Below are 20154 nucleotides of genomic sequence, written 5' to 3'. Positions count from 1 at the left end.
TGATTTTAAAGAACAGATTTGTGGACGTTCTTATATTTTGAAATGCTTGAACGTTCTAAAATAACGATTGGGCACTGATATTCGAAATTACATATGTATCAAACATCATATTTAACTTGACAAAACAGTACTCATGGGTAATAATCGCATCGATTTTCAATGGTTACTAACTTAAGAAGAATGAGAATCCTGTTTTAGCATACACTTTTCAAAAACCAGACAATCGGAGGTTCTGCATTTTATGATAAAGCTAATCCTTGTCCCTACGGATGGTTCTGAAAACAGTATAACGGCAGCCGATTATGCAATACACCTGGCACGCCTTTTTAACGCCAGTGTCAAAGGATTGTTCGTTAAAGATGTCAAGGTATTGACCGGTCCCCTGATCCATGACATTGGTACGAGCATTGGTGGAATGGTCCCCTACGGCACATTCAATCAAACCGTAAGAGAGATGATGGAATCGCAGGCTGATGCAGCCTTGAATCTGCTGGAGGGAAAATGCAGTCAGGCAGGAATACCGTTTTCCCGGGAGGTAAGAGAAGGGGTTGTGAGTCGTGAGATTATTAAATCTGCCGATGACTGCGACCTGATTTCTATGGGAAAGATGGGGGCTCACGCTGAATGGCGAGACGTGTTTTTAGGCACTAATGTTGAATTTGTGGTACGACAGACCCATAAACCGGTACTCATTACGCCATCAGAATTCAAACCTTTTACCAAAATGCTGATTGCTTATGACGGGAGCTCATTTGCTGACAAGGCATTGCGTAGCGGCGCTGAAATAGCACAACCCATGAAGTTACCTGTAACGGTGGTCTTCGTGGCAGGCAAAAAAGAAGAATCTTCCGAGATACTTTCAAAGGCAAAAACATTTCTCGAAAGTTACAACCTTACCGTCAATACTGTCGCAAAAGAAGGAACCGATCATGCAAAAGGCATCCTGGAACTTTGTAATGACGAAGATGAAAAATTTAATATCCTGGTTATGGGCGCTTATGGTCATTCCCGGCTCCAGGAAATGATTCTGGGTGGCACTACGGTAAGGGTTATGCGGTCTACACACTGTCCAATCCTGCTTTGTCGTTAATAATTATCAGCAGCGAAAGGTTCACCAGTGTGAATATCCAAAGCCGAAGCCGATGTGCCATGAGGGATAAGGGGAATAATAGCTTTTTTCAGCCGGCCAGAGGTATATTTCTTTCACGTGAAGCAGCGGATAGGTGTATTCTGTTTCGTCCAAAGGAAAAATTCTCTTTCCCTGAACCTCTCCCGCGATTGTAACAGCTCTTCCTTTTGTGAATACGGCTACATCCAGGTAGCGGTGGTCGAGAGCCAGAAACCTCCCTTCGGTTTCATCCACGTCCTTGGGTTTCCCGCGAAAACCTGCTGGACGCTGTAACACCCGTAATAAGGTACCTTCCCTGGTATTTCTGCCTTCGATAATGATTCCGCTCAGGATAATCAGCTGGCCTTTGTATTGTTCGGGGTCTTTTAGTACCTCAGTAAAACTGATATCAGGTCTCATCTGATCTCTGATTTGTTTTGATATAACCGGGGCGCAGCCGACCATGAATAACAAAAAAACAATTGACATTGATTGAGAAAAAGTGAAACGTTTGACGTTTTTCACCATATTTGCCTCCCATTCCGGAGATTGTATTGATACGGCATTATTACATCATCATATCACAATGATGGTTTGAATATGTATGAATAGCGCATTATTTGAAGTAATGTGTTCGAGATATACCGTGAATGACCGGGTTAATCACCTCAGCGGAGTAAAAACTCTTCCGGAATAATATTCCCCCTGCCCAGAATTACGTACGGATCGAGCGTCTTTTTGATGAAGGCCATCTCCCGTAGTCCCGATTGGCTAAACATGTCCAAAAGATATTCACGTTTGATCTTGCCCACGCCATGCTCAGCGGAAATGGTGCCTCTCCATTCAATAATTTGTCTGGCTATTTTGCGATAAATTTGCCACCCCCGGTCAGCTTCCTGATCGTTCTGCGGGAGGATGTTTACGTGGAGATGATTATCAGCAATATGGCCAAAGATACAATACCGAAGACCTGAGTTATCCAAACTCTGACGATACAGCTTAAACAGATCAAAAAAGCGTTTGTTTGGAACGGTAAAATCAGTGCCAATCTTCAGTTGATGATGCTGTCGCAGGATTCTATTGACAAGAACCGGAATCGCATGACGAAATACCCTGAATTCAGCATGTTCCTTTGGGTTTTTGCCAAACCAGCTCTGATCAAACAGCGATTGATGATCTCTGCATAACTGAAACCATTGTTCCATGAGTATCTTTCCGGACTCATATTGCATCTCCTGTTCAAAAAAGATGGCTGACCGTGCATTTCGGGGAATTTGAGAATAGGAGGAACGCAGAATTTCCAGAGACTGAGAATCGAAATACTCCAGAGCGCTGGCATCAATCTGATCTTTTCTTTGAGAAGCACGGTTTTTTAACGACTCTCCTCTTGCATGGTCGGTGAACTGCCAGGCATTCTCCTCCTGGTCAAAGAAAACAACGCCACTAAAGAGTTCCTGTGGCTTAGGAATTAACTCAACCTCAACCTCTGTGATCACACCCAAAGTCCCTTCTGAACCAATAAAAAGATCCAGGGCGCTCATTCCTGGAGCCACATAGTAGCCAGCGGAGTGCTTTCCCTCCGGCATTTGATACTGGGGCAGCTTTAATTCAAAAGAGTTTCTGTCCCCATTCAGGAAAAGGCGGCCTTCTTTATCAGCAACGAACTCCCCACGGCGCAGTTCCAGGATGTCTCCTGTTGCAAGAACAACTCTTATTCGTTTTATCCACCGTCGGGTAGCTCCGTATTTGAAAGTGCGTGCCCCCGATGCATTCGTTGCGACGCTGGCGCCGATAAAGGCGTTCTGTTCTGTCGGATCCGGAGGGTAAAGGAGTCCTCTTGCAGAAACCGCCTCCTGCAGCGCTCTTAAAGTAATGGCCGGCCCTGTCACGGCGTAACTGGAACCTCCGTTGATTTGATAAATTCTCCTTAATCCGCCGAGCTTTTCAGTTGAGAGAACGATTCCGCCAAACGGTATCCTCGCTCCGGCGAGACCTGTACCATTTCCCGCAATTGTTACAGGTGTGCGGGTGTAGCACGCCTCATCCAGCACCTGAATGACCTCTTTTTCATCTTCAGGAAAGACCACCTCGCTTGCATAGCCACCGGTAAGGTTAGAAGCGTCTTTAAGATATGGACGTATCGTATCGGGGTCAGCGCTACGGATCATAGTGATTTTTAACAGGCCCTTTTTCAAATGTATAGGACGCATTTGCCTCTTTACCTGCAATAACCGTTTTTCCCTATTAATCTTGTCAGTGACAGCAGATATTTTAAGGCGGTAATAACCTCTCTGTTTTTAAATATAGTACTCATTTTAACAACTAAAGTAAAATAGGAAAAAGAGTTGTTATAGAACTGAATCGTAGTATATTATAAAGTAAGTGTTTTTATGGGATATCTTTGCAACACAGATGCGTCGCCAAAAGGCCTAATCTGAATGTGAGGGATTTCAAACAAAAGCTCCTCCCCCTTAATCCCCCTCACTGAGGGGGACAGTCGCCTGTCCCCCGCTGGCGGGGGTGAAGGGGGGTGGCACACTGTCGTAAAAATTTGTATTTAAAAGTTGCCGTTGGCCTAATCAAATGTTAAGGCAGGTTTATTTTAACAGGACCAAATGTTGAAGAAAGGAGTAATGAAGCGATGCCTGCCCCAACGTTCTTGAAACGGATATCCGATACAATCTGGGAGTTACCCGTTTCTTATAAGGAGGGGATGCGTGTTCCGGCCAGAATCTACGGAACGGAAAAATTGATTCACGAGATGGACGAAACAGTCTATGAGCAGGTTACCAATGTGGCCACGTTGCCGGGTATCACCAAATATGCGCTCTGCATGCCAGACGGCCATTTCGGATACGGTTTTCCAATTGGGGGAGTGGCTGCCATGGATGCTGACGAAGGGGTGATTTCTCCGGGGGGTATTGGCTTTGACATCAATTGCGGTATGCGCCTGGTGACGACTAACCTTATGTATGATGATGTAAAGCCGCATCTTAAAACCCTGATCGACAAGCTTTATGACAGGGTCCCGGCAGGGGTGGGGAGTACGGGCTTTCTCAGGTTAACAAGGAACGAGTTCCGCCAGGTGGTTGAACAGGGTGCGCGGTGGTGTGTCAAAAATGGCTATGGATGGGAAGAAGACCTGGAGTTAACTGAAGAGTCTGGTTGTATCGATGGGGCCGATGCATCAAAAATCAGTGAAAAAGCCATCGACCGTGGTTATAACCAGATTGGTACCCTGGGCTCCGGCAATCATTACCTGGAGATCCAGGTAGTACGACGCGAAAATATTCACGATACAGAACTGGCCCGGACCTTTGGCATAACTATCCCTGACCAGGTAGTAGTTATGTTTCACTGCGGTAGCAGGGGATTTGGACATCAGGTGGCAACCGACTACCTGCAGGTTTTTCTGAGGGTCATGCAAAGCAAGTATGGGATCAAAATTCTGGATCGTGAGCTGGCCTCTGCCCCTTTCAATTCTCCTGAGGGGAGAGATTACTTTGCTGCCATGAAATGCGGGATCAATATGTCATTTGCCAACCGCCAGGTCATCTTACACCGGGTACGCGAAGTTTTTTCTGATGTATTTAATCGTTCTCCCCAGGACTTACAGATGCACATGGTATATGATGTGGCACACAATACCGCCAAGTTCGAGCGGCATGTTGTTGATGGACAAATCAAAAACCTGCTCGTGCATCGAAAGGGTGCCACCCGCGCCTTTGGGCCACAAATGGAGGGTATACCGGAACGATATAAGGAAGCAGGGCAGCCTGTTATCATAGGAGGCAGCATGGAGACGGGTTCCTATTTACTGGTGGGAACCCCCGGAGGCGATCAAACCTTCTTCAGCACGGCACACGGCAGCGGCCGAACCATGAGCCGGACCAAAGCACGGAAGATGTGGTGGGGAGAAAAATTACAGCAGGATATGGAAAAGCGCGGGATCTATGTCCGTACTGCCTCATGGTCAGGGCTTGCTGAGGAGGCGGGCGGTGCCTACAAGGACATTGACGATGTCATCGAGGCCACTGAGCGGGCGGGGATCAGCAGGCGAGTAGTACGCTTTACGCCCATTGGTAACGTGAAGGGATAGGACGTGAATGTCAGAACGCCCATTACCCTGATTACCGGTCCTCTTGGGAGCGGGAAAACCACGCTGCTTCGCCACATCCTGGATACGGTGTCAAAGAAGATAGCGATCCTCATGAACGAATTTGGTGAAATTGCCATCGATAGCAAAATCATCGAAGGGAAAAATATCCGCATTGCCGAACTGGGTGGTGGATGCGTTTGTTGTTCCCTGCAGGGAGAGTTCGAGGCAGCGGTAAATGAAGTGATCGACAAGATAGACCCGGAAGCCATCGTAGTTGAAACCACCGGGGTGGCAGAACCCGATGCCCTGGTCTTCAATATTCATGAAAACATCCCACGTGTGCGGCTGGACGGGGTAGTGACGATTGCAGATGCCGATGCCATGATAAAGTATCCACAACTTGGGTATACGACCCGGACACAAATCCAGGCGGCGGATACCATTCTCCTCAATAAGATCGACCTTGTTACGCCTGAAAATCTGGATATGTTGCAAGAAAAGCTGCATCAGCTTAATAATATGGCACCTATCCTGTATACCCAGCGCACCCAGGTCGACCCTGATTTACTTTTTGGAATTGCCCGGGAGCGGGAAATACTACAGCCCAAACATATTCACCAGCCCGAATTTGAGTCATTCAGTCATCAAACCAGCGCAACCTTAGATCAAAGCTGTTTTGAGCAATTTGCTGATCATTTAAATGAATATGTCTATCGCGCCAAGGGTTTTGTGCGTTTTTCTCAAGGGACGTATCTTTTTAACTTTGTTGCCGGACGTTGGGAATTGGAGCCTTTCCAGGCAGAAAAGACTAAATTGGTTTTCATCGGAAAAGAGCTCAAATCGCAGGAATCAAAGATCATCGGGGAGTTGAAAAGGTGTGAGATATAGATTCATTCAGTATGTTTGAGACAGAATGAAAGGTATCAGTTAAGTATTTTGAAAAAGGTAAGTATTTTGCCTTACGAAATACCGAGATGTTAACTTTTATGCCCGAAGGGCAGACAGTGTATAGCAGGGGGTGAAGCCCCCTGAAAAATGAATAATAAATTGATTAGCCCTGAAAGGGCGAAAGGAATTCTTAACAAACATGGCATCGAATACGATGAAAATTATCTTTGGAAATAAAGAGATGTCCTTTCGCCCCTTTGGGGCTTGTTGTTTTGTATTCAAGGTCAGGGGGCTTCACCCCCTGCTATATTCTAACGGCCTTTTCAGGCCTCAATCTCGAAGCCAGGCTAAGTTTCATTTACTGAGATTTTTCAAAAAACTAAAATATTAAAATGGAAGTAGTATTTACTTTATGAGAGATAAATACAATGCACAACCCGCAACTCGTAACTCGTAACTCGTAACTCGCAACCCGCAACTTGTAACATTTTTTCAAATGTTTTTTTGGTTGCGGCTATCCCGGAGTAAATTATGCCATACAAATTCTTAGAAGACATCGCCATTGCTGATATCGCTTTTAAAGCCTGGGGTAAGGATTTAGAGGAGACGTTTACGGCAGCAGCAGACGCCACGATGAATGTGATGGTTGAGGAACCCGACTTGATCCAACCTCGTGAAAAGCGTGAAATCAAACTCGAAAACAGCGAACTGGATATGCTCCTTTTCAATTTCCTGCAGGAGTTTATCTATTACAAAGATTCCGAACAGTTGATGTTACGGGTTAGGCAAATTCAAATCAGCGGGAAAGACCACAATTATGTTCTGGAGGCAATCCTCATGGGTGAAAAACTAGATCCGGACCGGCATCATCCTCGGGTAGACGTCAAGGCCGTCACCCTCCATCGTTTTCGCCTGGAAAAGACCGACTACGGGTGGGAAACGCAGGTAATCCTGGATATATAATTTAGACGCTTCCAAAGATAATTTTGACGTTTCCAGCAACAATTATGAATATTAACCCTGGCAGGGTTTTATACCCTGACAGGGTTGACTCACAAATTTTGTGCTTCGGATTTTGTCTTTTCCGACTTGTTCGGGTTAGGGTTCCTGTAAGTGAGACAGGAATATCTCTTCTCTCGAATATTCATCGTTGTTTTAGTGCCGAGAGGTTGTCATGGGCAGAAAATTTTCTAAATTAACGCAACTTCATGTCGTAGCCATCACCTTGCTTATCCTGCTTATCTCTTTTGGTGTGTATTACATCTTTTATGTTTCTTCCCAAAAGACGTATTTTACGAACCGAAATTTCCGTTTGCTTGCCGTTATCGGTAATCAAATGAAATTAAGGATCGAGAATCTTGGCACCAATCTGAAAAACATTGCGAGCGCCGCTAAAAGTGTTCCTAAAGATGCAAATTTAACATCGAAGGATTCCATCGCTGAGTTCATACATGCCAGGGTCAAAGGATCCTTAAGTCTTGTTCCAAATCTTAAATTAATAGACTACTCTCCAAAAGCCAATCCATCCGTAACCGAAGGAAATATCTCCAACCCTGAGATACTTTTCAACACAAGACAGGAAGGGGAAACTTATTGGTTGTACATCGACTATAGAGGATGGCTTTACTTTGACTACACAGGTAGCAAGGATGAGGGTTTCTATACAATAGAAATTCATGCGAGGAGTGATCTGAATGAACTTTTCGAACCATTTGTCAGCAGGGGGGTGTTCGACGAGATACTGCTGGCAGAAGAAGACGGAGGGGTGATTTTTCAACGGGCAGCATCAAAATTGAGCGTTGCGAAGCTGGGAAAGCTCCTGGATAAGGATGGCACGCAGAGCGAATTCACATCGATCAATCCACCCGCGAGCTTGTATGGAGTGCGTCTTGCCGGCACGAGTTATAACCTCTTCTTACAGCCCGTTCAAATCTCTTTACCTGCGAGTGGAACAACAGGCGATCAGGGAACCGTGAAGAAATGGGTTATTTGCGGATTGGTGCGGTCTGACCGTTTTCATTCGGAAATTCATGCCATTCCTTATGCCATCCTGATTATATTCATATTTTTAGTCCTGATCATATTCTTAAGTTTGCCTTTTCTCAAATTATGGTTCATGGGGCCTAAAGACAGGCTTCGTGCTTCCGATGTGTATTTTCTTGTTTTCTCTGCCTTCATGGGCAGTGCGTTATTGACTCTTGTTTTTCTTGACACGTATGCTTATGTTAATTTAAGAATGAAAACAGATGATCAATTGAAAAAATTTTCTGACAATATTTGCAAAAATCTTACTACGGAAGTGATCTGTGTTCTCAGAGAACTAAGGAACCTAAACGATACATTGGCTCATGATATTGAAGAGCTCGAGAATTTAAAAGAAAAAGAAAATGTGAGAAAAGCTACCGACATTCTGGCTCAGATGATTCATCATGATGACCCATACCCATACCTCAACATGGCATTTTGGACCGATAGTGAAGGGCAACAACGTATTAAATGGAGTGTGAGAAAACACACAACGCCTTTTATTAATGTTTCGCCCAGGGACTATTTTAAGAAAGCGAAAGAAGACCATCTTTGGGAAATAAAAGATAGAGAGAAAAATAAAAAGTACCGGTTCTGGCTGGAGCCGATCTATTCCTGGAATACCGGGGAGAACACGGCGATCATTTCGATGCGCGTGGCTGAAAATAATCCTGCATGGATAGCAAGTATTGATACGCGGATATTGTCGCTCATCCAAACCGTTTTACCCCCTGGCTTCGGATATTGTGTTATCGAGAATGATGGGAAAGTGCTATTCCACTCTGACGAGACAAGGAACTTGCGGGAGAATTTCTTTGTGGAGTGCGACAATGATCGGTTGCTTCTTTCCGCCGTGTTTGGCCGGAAGAAGGAATTTGTCAACGCCAAGTATTTGGGCAGGGGGCACCGGCTCTATGTGCGTCCGGTTGACGATTTTCCCTGGTCCCTTGTTGTTTACCGGGACAAGCAAATTCCGGGAACTGTCAACCTCAATATCCTCAGTATTTCTGTGATTCTCTTCGTATTTTATTCACTCGGTCTGGTAATCATCTTTGGGTTGATTTATTCACTGAATTCGGGCGATCAGGCCAGGCGGGTTTGGCCCAATAAGGAACAGACGGTCAGTTACAATCTGTTGTTTATTATCAATTTTCTGTTCTGTGTTTTGTTGTTCAGGGAGGTATTGACTTCGCATGGATGGCGACTCTTTTTCTCATCCCTCGCCTTTCCTTTCCTTGGGATGGTTCTGGTCGCTTTCATTTTGAAAAAAGGGCCGATCCTGGGAAAGGGAGCTGAAACCCCTGTAGTTTTCAAACAATGGAATTTACTCCCTTATCGTGCAGGATATGTATTCATGATGTTTTCTCTTTTAACACTGATTGGCATTCTTCCCTCATGTGCCTTTTTTAAAATCATCCACGATGAGGAGATGAAACTTTTTGTCAAGCACGGACAGTTCAATCTTGCTGTTGGTTTGAAGGAACGCTTTGGACGAGTAAAAGACCGTTATGATAACATTACCGTGAGTGGACAAAAGGACGATTGGTTAGAGAATCGGTTGAATCTCAAATGGGATATCTATGATTCATTTTTCTTCGAGACATCTGTTTGGGAAACCGAATGCCCTTTCAGGAGAAACGAAAGCTCTCATGGCTACTTCCGCTGGTTTCTTGCCAAAACCAGGCCTCTTTACAATCAAACCTCTATAGAGCTCGGCGGGCTGACCCCTGATGCCTCAACTGACGGGTTATGGCAATGGGAAAAAAGTTCACCTGCAGGTTTGTTTCTCCATAGAACAGGATATAATCGGGGAGATAAGAAAGATAGCGTCCTCCATATCAGCTCCATGATCCCTATTCTGGAAATACCAAAGAACCCTTTATGGTGGATAGGGCCAATGATCCTTTTGACCATCCTTTTCTTCGTAGTCCGCTCTATGGTGCAGAGACTTTTTCTCCTGAACCTGGATGAGCCTTTGCCTTCATACAACGGGGATTTGAGTTTCAAAAGCATTTCACAGAATCTCCTCGTATTGAGATCTCCGTTTGCCGGAGGGAGTGAACTTTTGAAAAGAAAAGAGGTTACTCTGATCGATTTGCGGGAAGTAGCAAAAGAAGCGGGATGGTCTGAGACATTCACGTATGAAGAAGTTCCGACCGGGAAAGATACGGTTATTGTCATTGATCACCTTGAGTACAGGATGAATGATCATCGGTGTAATCTTGAAAAACTTCAGTTGCTGGAAGGACTCCTTATGTACGGCAGAACCGTGGTTGTTTCTTCAATGGTTGATCCGGCGAATTTCCGTTTCAAGGCTGGAGCCAGGGAAGATCACACAGGAAAGACCGGGGTTGAAGATAATCAGATGGAGCGTTGGACAACAGTTTTAAAGTCCTTTGTAAAAATCACTATCGAGGATACAGGAACTCCGGAAGATTTTCTGAAGGATGTGTACCGGGAGCAGATGAAGATTTTGTCCGATACAAGAGATAAGAGGATGAAAGAATGTCTTACCAGTTTGTTCAACATCGTGAACAGGGAATGTAAATCCAGGACATACCTTCAGAATATTGGTAAAGAGATTGTAAAACAGCTCAGACACAAACAACTCACTTCTCACCAGATTATTCAACAGATATCTGACCGGGCTTATGCGTATTATTATGGAATCTGGGCTATTTGTACGTCAGACGAAAAACTTACCCTGTTTCATCTTGCGCAAGACAGGCTTTTAAGTTTTACCAATCCCGAAATTCAGAGATTGATGAGGAGAGGTCTCATTGTCAGAGAACCGAATCTCCGCCTTATGAACGAGAGCTTTCGGCGATTTGTTCTTACGGAAAGCCATCCCGATCAGGTTGTAGCCTGGCGGAAAGGGGCAAGGAGCAGCTGGGACACCCTGAAAGGTCCTTTATTGATGGGCTTGATGGGCGTGGCTTTGTTTATATTTATAACGCAGCAGGATGTTTTTAACTCAACCGTAACTCTTTTATCAACATTTACCGGCATGTTGCCAGTCCTTTTTAAATTAATCGGACTGTTTCAGCGTAGCAAGACCGGAAGCAGTGCAGAAGTCTGAATACAAATGCCTGTTCCATCTTTTGAGTTGAACAGAAAGCATTGGTGTGTTAAAATATCTCGTGGTCAAACAGATTTAAGTATACGAAGGTATACACAGAAAAACGTTATTACAGAGAGCAAAGCAGCGAAGCAATTATTTGCTGCAAAAAAGACACAAGCTTGCATTTTTTTACGTATACACTTTACTAAAACGCTATCCCGATACAATCCTAAGGGGCCTTGCAAGGTGACCACATTTCTATCAATTAAGGCCAGATTACTCATATTTGTGCTCTGTGTTGCGCTCATACCTATTGCCATAATTACAACCATATACTATTACCATTCCAGAAAAGCATTGAAGTTTGAGATCATTGAAAAGTTGGAGGGAGTTGCAGAATCGAGAGAGCGACACATCTTATCTACCATGGAGCGGAAAAAGGTTCGAACCATTGATTTCAGCTCTGACGGGTTCATAAGAAATAGTTTTGAGAAAATTGTCCGTGGAAGGCCTTCCCGGCAAAAGGCAGTAGTTCGCTTAAATACATACCTCAAAAAAAACAAGCAGCCACTTTATTCTCAGCATCTCCTGGCTATAATCCTTGTGGACAAGTCCGGTAAGGTTGTTTCGTCCACCGATGAGAAGTTCGTGGGTATGGATTTTTCCAGCCAGGATGTATTCGTTCAATGCATGCAGAAGGACTATGGTGAAACATGCGTTGGCCAGCCGCATTATTTCCCTGATCTCGATGAAAACTGTATATTTATCTCGTCACCGATTATCTCCAAGCATGGTTCAGTGGCATTGGGTGTTCTTATGAATGTCTATAACCTGATAACCCTGGATGAGATTACAACAAATTATATAGGAATGGGTGAGACCGGAGAGGTCTATCTGGTCAATAGGGACAGGATGATGTTAACTGAATCACGATTTCTGGAGGATGCACCACTTAAGATGGTAGTAGATACGGAACCGGTCCGCAGAATTATAGAGAGTGGTGAAGAGATGGTTGGTACTTACAAAGATTACAGAGGTCAGTCTGTTGTTGGCGTTTCGACGGATTTGCCCGAATACAACTGGATTCTTTTAGCCGAGGCAAATGAGCCAGAGGCATTTGCGCCATTAAAGATGTTGGGTATTATCGCCCTGACTTTAGGGGCTGTTAGTGCTGCTACGGTTACAAGCTTCGGAATCGTCTTTGCTGTTTCAACGTCACGCCCCATTAAAGATTTGACGAAGGCAACAGAGCGGTTCGCCGGTGGAGACTTACAACACAGAGTAAAGATAACACGCAAGGACGAAATCGGTGTCCTGGCAAACAGTTTTAATAGTATGGCTGAGGAACTTGCGCGGATAATTAACGAACACAAGCGGACGGAGAAGGAGTTAAAGCATTATTCAGCTGAGCTGAAGAGGAGTAATGAGGAACTACAGCACTTTGCCTATATTGCTTCTCATGACCTGCAGGAGCCCCTCCGTATGATATCCAGCTATCTTCAATTGATAAAAAGAAGATATAAAGGCAATCTCGATAAAGATGCAGATGAATTCATTCAATATGCCGTGGATGGAGCCAATCGCCTGCAAAAAATGATCAACGGCTTGCTCGAATACTCACGCGTGGATACCCACGGTAAATCATTCGAATTGGCAGATTGCGAGGTTGTCCTTCAGCAGGCCCTGACCAACCTGAAAGTAGTGATTGAAGAGAGTGCCGCTACAATTACCCATGATCCTCTTCCGGCTGTTATGGCTGATAGTTCACAGCTTTTGCTTGTGTTTCAGAACCTCATAACCAATGCCGTCAAATTTCGTGGTAATGAACCACCCTGCATCCATATATCAGCCAAACACAAGGAAAACGAATGGATATTCTCCGTGCATGATAACGGCATCGGTATCGAGCCTGAATATCATGGGCGACTCTTTGTCATCTTCAGGCGCCTGCATAGCAGAGAATATCCTGGCGTTGGTTTGGGTCTGTCGATATGCAAGAAAGTTGTAAAACGGCATGGCGGAAGAATCTGGGTGGAATCGGAGCCAGGAAAGGGATCAACATTCTATTTTACAATTCCAATAAGAGAAGGGAGAACATACATATGAACAATGAAGAGATGGCTAAGCCTATTGAAATTCTGTTGGTAGAGGACAGCCCCGGTGATGTCCGGTTGACGCAGGAGGCTTTAAAGGAAGCCAAGATGCGAAATAATTTACATATTGTTGGTGACGGCGTCGAGGCCATGTCCTTTCTGCGAAAAAAGGACAAGTATGCCAATGCGCCTCGTCCGGATCTTATTTTGCTCGATCTGAACCTGCCGAAGAAAGATGGACGCGAAGTACTTGCAGAAATAAAATCAGAGGAGGATCTGAAGAGCATCCCGGTGGTGGTTCTGACCATCTCAAAATCAGAAGAAGATATCCTCAGGTCTTATAACCTCCATGCAAATTGTTACGTTACCAAGCCGATTGATTTCGACCAGTTTACCACAGTGGTAAAGGCAATTGAGAATTTCTGGTTTACTATTGTGAAATTGCCACGGTATGAGTGAAACGGATAAAAAGCGAATCAATATCCTGCTGATTGAGGATAACCCAGGCGATGTGCGGTTGATACAGGAGATGCTGAAAGATGCCGGCGCCACTCAATTTGAGCTGGAGCATGCCAACCGTCTTTCGCTAGGGTTGGAGCGCCTTACAAAGAGAGAGTTTGATGTGATATTACTCGATCTTGGGCTTCCGGAAAGTTATGGGCTTCCCACGCTTGTCAATATCCTTCCCCGGGCACAGAAATTACCCATAGTGGTGCTTACCGGGAGTATTGCCGACGAAATGATCGGTATTGAAGCCGTCCAGAAAGGGGCGCAGGATTACCTGATGAAGGAGCAATTGGATAGCAAAGTGCTGGTGCGCTCCATACGCTATGCCATCGAGCGCAAGCGGGCGGAGGAGGTACTGCGGGAAAGTGAGACAAGATTCAGGACGCTCATTCAAGCCGCTCCGAGTGTTATTATTTGCCTGTCGCCAGAGGGCAGGATTCTTGAGTTCAATCCTGAAGCAGAACACATCTATGGCTGGAAACGGGAAGAGGTGCTTGGACAGAATTATTTTGAATTGCTTATTACCATTGAGATACGAGAAAGGGTTGTTGAGGATGTAAAGAAGGTTTTGAATGGTGAGCCAACACGGGGTTTTGAAAATCCTGTCAGGGGTTCTGACGGAAGCGAGCGTTTTTTCATATGGAATGCTGACCGTCTCATGGATGACAGGGGAAACATTACCGGGATAATTGCGGTTGGACAGGACATAACAGAGCGAAAACGTATTGAAAAAGAACAGAGGAAACAACGCGAACATCTTGAATATCTTAACGGTAAACTTACCGCTCTGAACAAAGAGCTGGAGTCATTCAGCTACTCTGTATCTCATGACCTGAGTGCGCCTTTGAATCGTATCATAGGTTTTTGCGATATCTTATTAAGTGATTATGCTGATAAACTTGACCAGCAAGGTAAAAATCATCTTCACCGTGTGATTACCGCCAGCCAGCACATGGTAAAACTTATTAGAAATATGCTGCATCTTGCCCGCGCAACCCGCAGTGAGATGCATAATGAGACAGTTAATTTAAGTGTACTGGTGAAGCTGCTAGCCAACGAACTCAAGGAAAGACAGCCGGAACGCCAGGTGGAGTTTGTTATCGCTGAAGGGCTGACCGCCAGGGGTGATCCTGGATTGTTACAGATAATGCTTGAGAACCTGCTGGGTAATGCGTGGAAGTTTACTAAAATGCATCAAAATGCAAAAATAGAATTTGGGGTGGCACAGCATGATGGAAAATCAGTTTATTTTTTAAGAGACAATGGTGTCGGTTTTAAAATGGACCTTGCCGATAAATTATTCAATGCTTTCCAGCGCCTGCATTCATCAACTGATTTTGAAGGTACCGGTATCGGGTTGGCTACCGCACGGCGCATCATCCAGCGTCATGGCGGACAAATATGGGCTGCGGGTGAAGAGGGCAAGGGTGCGACGTTTTATTTTACATTAGCGTAATGATAGGCAGAATGGCAGATAATATGAGGAAAACAGGGATAGATATCATAGGGGATGTACCATGGGGCACTCATTTTTGTCAATTTTATCAAACCAAAGAAGATTTAACTGATATTTTAGTACCCTACTTCAAGACAGGATTGGAAAGCAACGAATTCTGCATGTGGATAACTTCTGCGCCCCTTACGGTAGAAGAGGCCAGAGATGCGATGAAAAAGGAGGTATGTGATTTTGAACTCTATGCGAATAAAGGGCAGATAGAGATTATTCCGCATACCGAATGGTATCTCAAAGATGGAGTTTTCAATCTCCGGAGGGTCCTCAATGGATGGGTTGATAAGCTTAACCTGGCCATGGCAAGAGGTTACGAGGGTATGAGAATAACAGGGAATACGGCCTGGCTTGAAAAGAATGATTGGCGGAACTTTGCCCATTATGAAGAAGAAATAGACAATGTTATTGGCAAACACCCAATGATGGCCATTTGCAGTTATTCGCTCGATACATGTGGAGCATATGAGATCATCGATGTGGTTCGCAATCATCAGTTCGCCCTTATTAAGCGCGAAGGCAGGCTGGAGCTTTTTGAAAGTTCTGAGCGCAGGCATGCAATGGAAGCGCTGAGAATGTCTGAGGAAAAGTACCGCATTTTATACGAGACTATCAGAGACGGGATTGTGGCTACCGATATGGATGGGCATATACTTGAGTGCAACCAGGCGTATGTGGATATGCTTGGGTATTCGAAAGACGAGATAATGAAATTAACCTACCACCAGCTTACACCGGAAAAGTGGCACCGGACGGAATCCAGGATAGTAAAAGAACTGATCATTGGAAGAGGTTATTCCGATGAATATGAAAAGGAATATAGAAGAAAAGACGGAACTGTATTCCCGATATCCATCAGGGTTTGGCTGATCAGAGATGGAGAAGATAAACCGAAGGGGATGTGGGGTATAATCAGAGACATTACCGCGCGAAAGCGGATGGAAGAAGAACTCCAGATCCATAAGACTGAACTGGAAATGCAAAACGAAGAGCTTCGCAGTGCCCAAATTAAACTTGAAAATTTACTCAGTAAGTATTCCGATCTTTATGACTTTGCCCCCGTTTCTTACTTTACTTTTGATAAAAATGGACTGATCATAGAAGTAAATCTTACCGGTTCTCATAAATTAAGTAAAGAAAGAATCTCTTTAATAAAAAAACCATTTTCTCTTTATGTTGTTCCGGCTGATAAGGATCTGTTTTATTCACACCTCAGACAGGTTTTTAGAACCGGGGCCCGTCAAACTTGTGAGATTAAACTTATGAATAAGAATGGGGTTCAATTCTATGCACAACTGGAAAGCATACCGGTGCGGAACAACGATGCTGATTTTAATCAATGCCGGACTGCAATAAGTGACATTACTGATCATAAGCGGCTGGAGGATGAACTTCGTAAGTTATCCAATGCCATTGAACAAAGCCCGTGCTCAATTGTCATTACCGATACAAATGGCAACATCGAATATGTAAACCCCAAATTCTGCAAGACAACAGGTTACACCCCCGAAGAGGCAATCGGGCAGAACACGCGTATCTTAAAATCCGGTGAGAAACCACCCGAAGAATATAAATGTTTATGGGACACCATTACTACAGGAAATGAATGGAGAGGAGAATTACATAATAAAAAAAAGTGCGGTGAACGCTATTGGGAATATGCATCTATTTCACCAATCAAAAACTCGGAAGGGGTTATTACCCATTTCCTTGCGGTTAAGGAAGATATCACCAAGCGCAAGCATGCAGAGGACGAATTGCGGAAACAACGCGATTCGCTTGAATATATTACTCGTCAACTCACGGCCACGAACAAAGAATTAGAGGCATTTTGCTACTCGGTATCTCATGACCTGAGAGCCCCGTTGCGCAGCATCGATGGTTTCAGTAAGGTGCTGATGGAAGATTATGCTGATAAGCTTGATGTGCAGGCCAGGAAGCACCTTCAGCGTGTGTGCGCTGCAAGCCAGCATATGGGGCAACTTATTGACGACCTGCTCAATCTCTCCCGTATAGCACGGCGCGAGATATGCTTTGTAACGGTTAATTTAAGTGAGTTGGTAAGATCGATTGCAAATGAACTGCAGGAGATGCAGCCGGAGCGAAAAGTGGAGTTCATCATAGCTAATGGATTAATCACCAAAGGTGATTCCAATTTGTTACGGATAGCATTTAAAAACTTGTTGAGTAATGCCTGGAAATTCACCAGAAATCGTCAACAAGCCCGGATAGAATTCGGTATTACACAGAGTAATGAAAAATCAGTGTATTTTGTCCGTGACAATGGTGTTGGCTTCGACATGGCATATGTCAATAAACTATTTGGTGCATTCCAGCGTCTGCATATGGCGACTGAATTTGAAGGTACCGGCATTGGGCTGGCTATCGTCCAGCGCGTTATTCAACGCCATGGTGGCCATATCTGGGCCGAAGGCGAAGTGGACAAAGGAGCAGTTTTTTATTTTATAATTTAAGATTTCAGATTTGTGACTGATTCCTGGCAATCTCAAATCCGAAGCAGGGAATCAAAAGTATTAAAAGATGTAATTCAATGATAAATCAACAATCTTCAATCTCAAATCCACAAGTAAAAGTTGTCTTGCTGGTGGAGGATAATCAGGACGATGTGGAATTGTCCTTACGTGTGCTAAAAAGGAATTATATCAACAATGAGGTAATAGTGACCCGTGATGGCGAAGAGGCGCTGGATTATCTATTTGGTAAAGGTGTTTACGCAGGACGAGATATGAGTGTGATGCCTGCGATTATTCTTTTGGATTTGAAATTGCCGAAAGTTGAAGGTCTGGAAGTACTGCGCAGCATACGTGCAGATGAGCGGACAAAGCTGCTCCCGGTGATTATTCTTACCTCATCAAAAGAGGATAAAGACCTGGTTCAGGGTTATAAATTGGGTGCCATTAGCTATATTCGTAAACCAATCGATTTTTTCAAGTTGAACAAGGCAGTGCGGCAACTAGCCAGAAATTTTTATTGTGATAGTAAGCAATACCCCTTTTTTAAAACATAAAAATTCTGGAATTACTTTTCAAGAATCAATTCCCGGTTGAGGTCTGATCCACTTTTGTAAGCATGCCTCACTTCCTTTATTTCACTCATGGTACTGCCAGATCAATTATTTGAGGATAGGCTCCCAATTCGTTAGAACAAGGTGTATCAGGGGTGGTTTATGCCGGATGATATTCTGACCTGTCCTGGATACATCAACCTCAGTTTAAGTGCACTGTTGATTTCATCAAGGATAAGGACGCCGTACTGGCCGGATTCCATCTTCTGAAAAAAATTGAATTGACATATGAGCGATAAGGTGTATTTTTTATCTAAGTGGAGGGCATAATGAAAAATGTAATTTTTGAAAACCGGCGTGACGCCGGGCGTCAATTAGCTGAAGTCCTCATGAAACGCGGCTATAGCAATCAGCCGCTGGCGGTTCTGGGCATCCCGCGCGGGGGCGTTGTGGTCGCGGATGAAGTCGCCGAAGCCCTCTCCTCATCCCTGGATGTCGTTATCGTCCGTAAACTCAGGGCCCCCTATCAACCTGAATTGGGTATTGGTGCAGTGGTGGACGGCGATAACATTAGCATCATTAACGAAGAGCTGGTTCGTGCTTTGGGTGTTTCGTCAGATTATCTGAATAGTGAGATTGCCTGCCAGCAGGAGGAGATTGAACGGCGGTTGCGCGTTTACCGTGGTGACAGGCCAGCGCCAGAGGTCACTGGAAAGACTGTCATTGTGATCGATGATGGCATTGCAACGGGATATACCTTCCGCGCCGCGCTGGAAGGTCTGCGCCGGCGTAATCCTGCGCGGCTCGTTGCTGCGGCGCCGGTCGCTGCTCAAAGCAGTGTCGATATGTTAAGCGTTTTTGCTGATGAAATGATATTTCTCAGCACACCAGTATCCTTCTTTTCTGTTGGTGCATGGTACCGCGATTTTGACCAGGTGAGCGATGAGGAGGCCGTTGCGATCCTTCGCCGCAATTGGGCCCGATCCAAACCTCAGAAACCTGTGAACGACTGAAAGAGTTATGTGTTGACCTCGCAATAGAGTATTTGTAAAAATATCTTTTATTTGTAAGTTTTTGCTATTCAGTACCAGGTAACTCTTTTTGGTTGCGGCTATGCCGCGTTAGGAATGTGCCATGACTCGACCAAAATCAATCGGAAAAAATGAAAAAGAAGTTGTAATCCCTGCAAACTCTGTACATCTTCAGGGCATCCTTGGCTTACCCTTTCAGGCAAAAGGGATAGTTGTTTTTGCTCATGGCAGTGGTAGCGGCCGTTTCAGCCCGCGCAACAATTTTGTGGCCCGAATCCTCCAGGATGCGGGTATTGCCACATTGCTGACAGACCTCCTGGAGGAACCGGAAGCTTTGGACCGCAAGAATGTCTTTGATATAGACCTCCTGGCCGATCGCCTTTTAGCTAATGCCCACTGGTTACGCCAGCAGCCGGAAACACAAGGGTTGAAGATTGGTTACTTCGGGGCAAGTACGGGTGCCGCTGCCGCACTTCAGGCAGCAGCACGGGAGCCCGAAGAAATTGCCGCCGTGGTTTCCCGCGGGGGACGTCCCGATCTTGCTATGGAATATTTGCACCTCGTTCAGGCTCCTGCCCTGCTTATCGTAGGGGGTGATGACGAACCGGTTATCCCCTTGAATGAAACAGCATATGCACGATTGACGTGTCCCAAAGAGCTGGTCATCGTTCCGGGCGCCACACACCTCTTCGAAGAACCCGGGACATTGGAAAAGGTGGCACAACTGGCTTGTGATTGGTTTACGAAATACTTCACTTCACAGGCATAAGCCCAAATCAATCCTCTCGCCTCCTGGTGTCTGAGCAGAGT

Annotated in this window: 14 protein-coding genes; 12 read left to right on the top strand and 2 right to left on the bottom strand. The window is 44.9% G+C overall.

Annotation, left to right across the window (positions count from 1 at the left end):
- The first annotated feature begins 241 nt into the window (after positions 1–241).
- Positions 242–1090 (top strand): universal stress protein, encoded by an 849-nt coding sequence (locus tag E3K36_04930; GenBank protein MCF6154593.1) that lies wholly within the window; start codon positions 242–244, stop codon positions 1088–1090.
- 21 nt (positions 1091–1111) lie between these two features.
- Here the strand turns inward: E3K36_04930 and E3K36_04925 are convergent, their stop codons facing one another.
- Complete coding sequence (locus E3K36_04925; GenBank protein MCF6154592.1) at positions 1112–1636, bottom strand: hypothetical protein; 525 nt, start codon at positions 1634–1636, stop codon at positions 1112–1114.
- Positions 1637–1776: 140 nt separating this feature from the next.
- The gene (locus E3K36_04920) at positions 1777–3318 is read right to left on the bottom strand and encodes an FAD-binding oxidoreductase (protein MCF6154591.1); all 1542 of its coding nucleotides are present in this window, start codon (positions 3316–3318) and stop codon (positions 1777–1779) included.
- A 431-nt stretch (positions 3319–3749) separates the two neighbouring features.
- Between E3K36_04920 and E3K36_04915 the strand changes: the two genes are divergently transcribed.
- The 11 genes from E3K36_04915 (at position 3750) to E3K36_04865 (ending at position 20113) form a co-directional block, all read left to right on the top strand.
- Positions 3750–5207, top strand: a complete 1458-nt coding sequence (locus E3K36_04915) for an RtcB family protein (protein MCF6154590.1) — start codon at positions 3750–3752, stop codon at positions 5205–5207.
- A gap of 3 nt (positions 5208–5210) precedes the next feature.
- Positions 5211–6095 carry a GTP-binding protein gene (locus E3K36_04910; protein MCF6154589.1) on the top strand — a complete coding sequence of 295 codons (885 nt, stop codon included), beginning with the start codon at positions 5211–5213 and terminating at the stop codon, positions 6093–6095.
- 531 nt (positions 6096–6626) lie between these two features.
- Entirely contained in the window at positions 6627–7058 is a 432-nt protein-coding gene (locus tag E3K36_04905) for an archease (GenBank protein ID MCF6154588.1), read from the top strand.
- Positions 7059–7269: 211 nt separating this feature from the next.
- Positions 7270–11199, top strand: a complete 3930-nt coding sequence (locus E3K36_04900) for a hypothetical protein (protein ID MCF6154587.1) — start codon at positions 7270–7272, stop codon at positions 11197–11199.
- Between the two features lie 990 nt (positions 11200–12189).
- Positions 12190–13287, top strand: coding sequence for a HAMP domain-containing sensor histidine kinase (locus E3K36_04895; GenBank protein MCF6154586.1), 1098 nt, complete (start codon positions 12190–12192; stop codon positions 13285–13287).
- Positions 13284–13733, top strand: coding sequence for a response regulator (locus E3K36_04890; protein ID MCF6154585.1), 450 nt, complete (start codon positions 13284–13286; stop codon positions 13731–13733). Before E3K36_04895 ends, E3K36_04890 begins: the two co-directional genes overlap by 4 nt.
- Positions 13726–15237 (top strand): PAS domain S-box protein, encoded by a 1512-nt coding sequence (locus E3K36_04885; protein ID MCF6154584.1) that lies wholly within the window; start codon positions 13726–13728, stop codon positions 15235–15237. The genes E3K36_04890 and E3K36_04885 overlap by 8 nt, the downstream gene beginning before the upstream one ends.
- Positions 15237–17762: a PAS domain S-box protein gene (locus E3K36_04880; protein MCF6154583.1), complete on the top strand. Its 2526-nt coding sequence runs from the start codon at positions 15237–15239 to the stop codon at positions 17760–17762. Before E3K36_04885 ends, E3K36_04880 begins: the two co-directional genes overlap by 1 nt.
- A 77-nt stretch (positions 17763–17839) precedes the next feature.
- On the top strand, positions 17840–18316 hold the full coding sequence (locus E3K36_04875; GenBank protein ID MCF6154582.1) for a response regulator: 477 nt from the start codon (positions 17840–17842) through the stop codon (positions 18314–18316).
- A 326-nt stretch (positions 18317–18642) separates the two neighbouring features.
- A complete protein-coding gene (locus E3K36_04870; protein MCF6154581.1) occupies positions 18643–19326 on the top strand; it encodes a phosphoribosyltransferase in 684 nt (227 codons plus the stop codon).
- A 121-nt stretch (positions 19327–19447) separates the two neighbouring features.
- Entirely contained in the window at positions 19448–20113 is a 666-nt protein-coding gene (locus tag E3K36_04865) for an alpha/beta hydrolase (GenBank protein ID MCF6154580.1), read from the top strand.
- Positions 20114–20154: the final 41 nt, after the last annotated feature.

This window comes from Candidatus Brocadia sp. (assembly GCA_021646415.1).
GTDB lineage: Bacteria > Planctomycetota > Brocadiia > Brocadiales > Brocadiaceae > Brocadia.
Note: the sequence above shows the minus strand (reverse complement) of the source record. Positions and strands in the feature narration are given on the sequence as shown.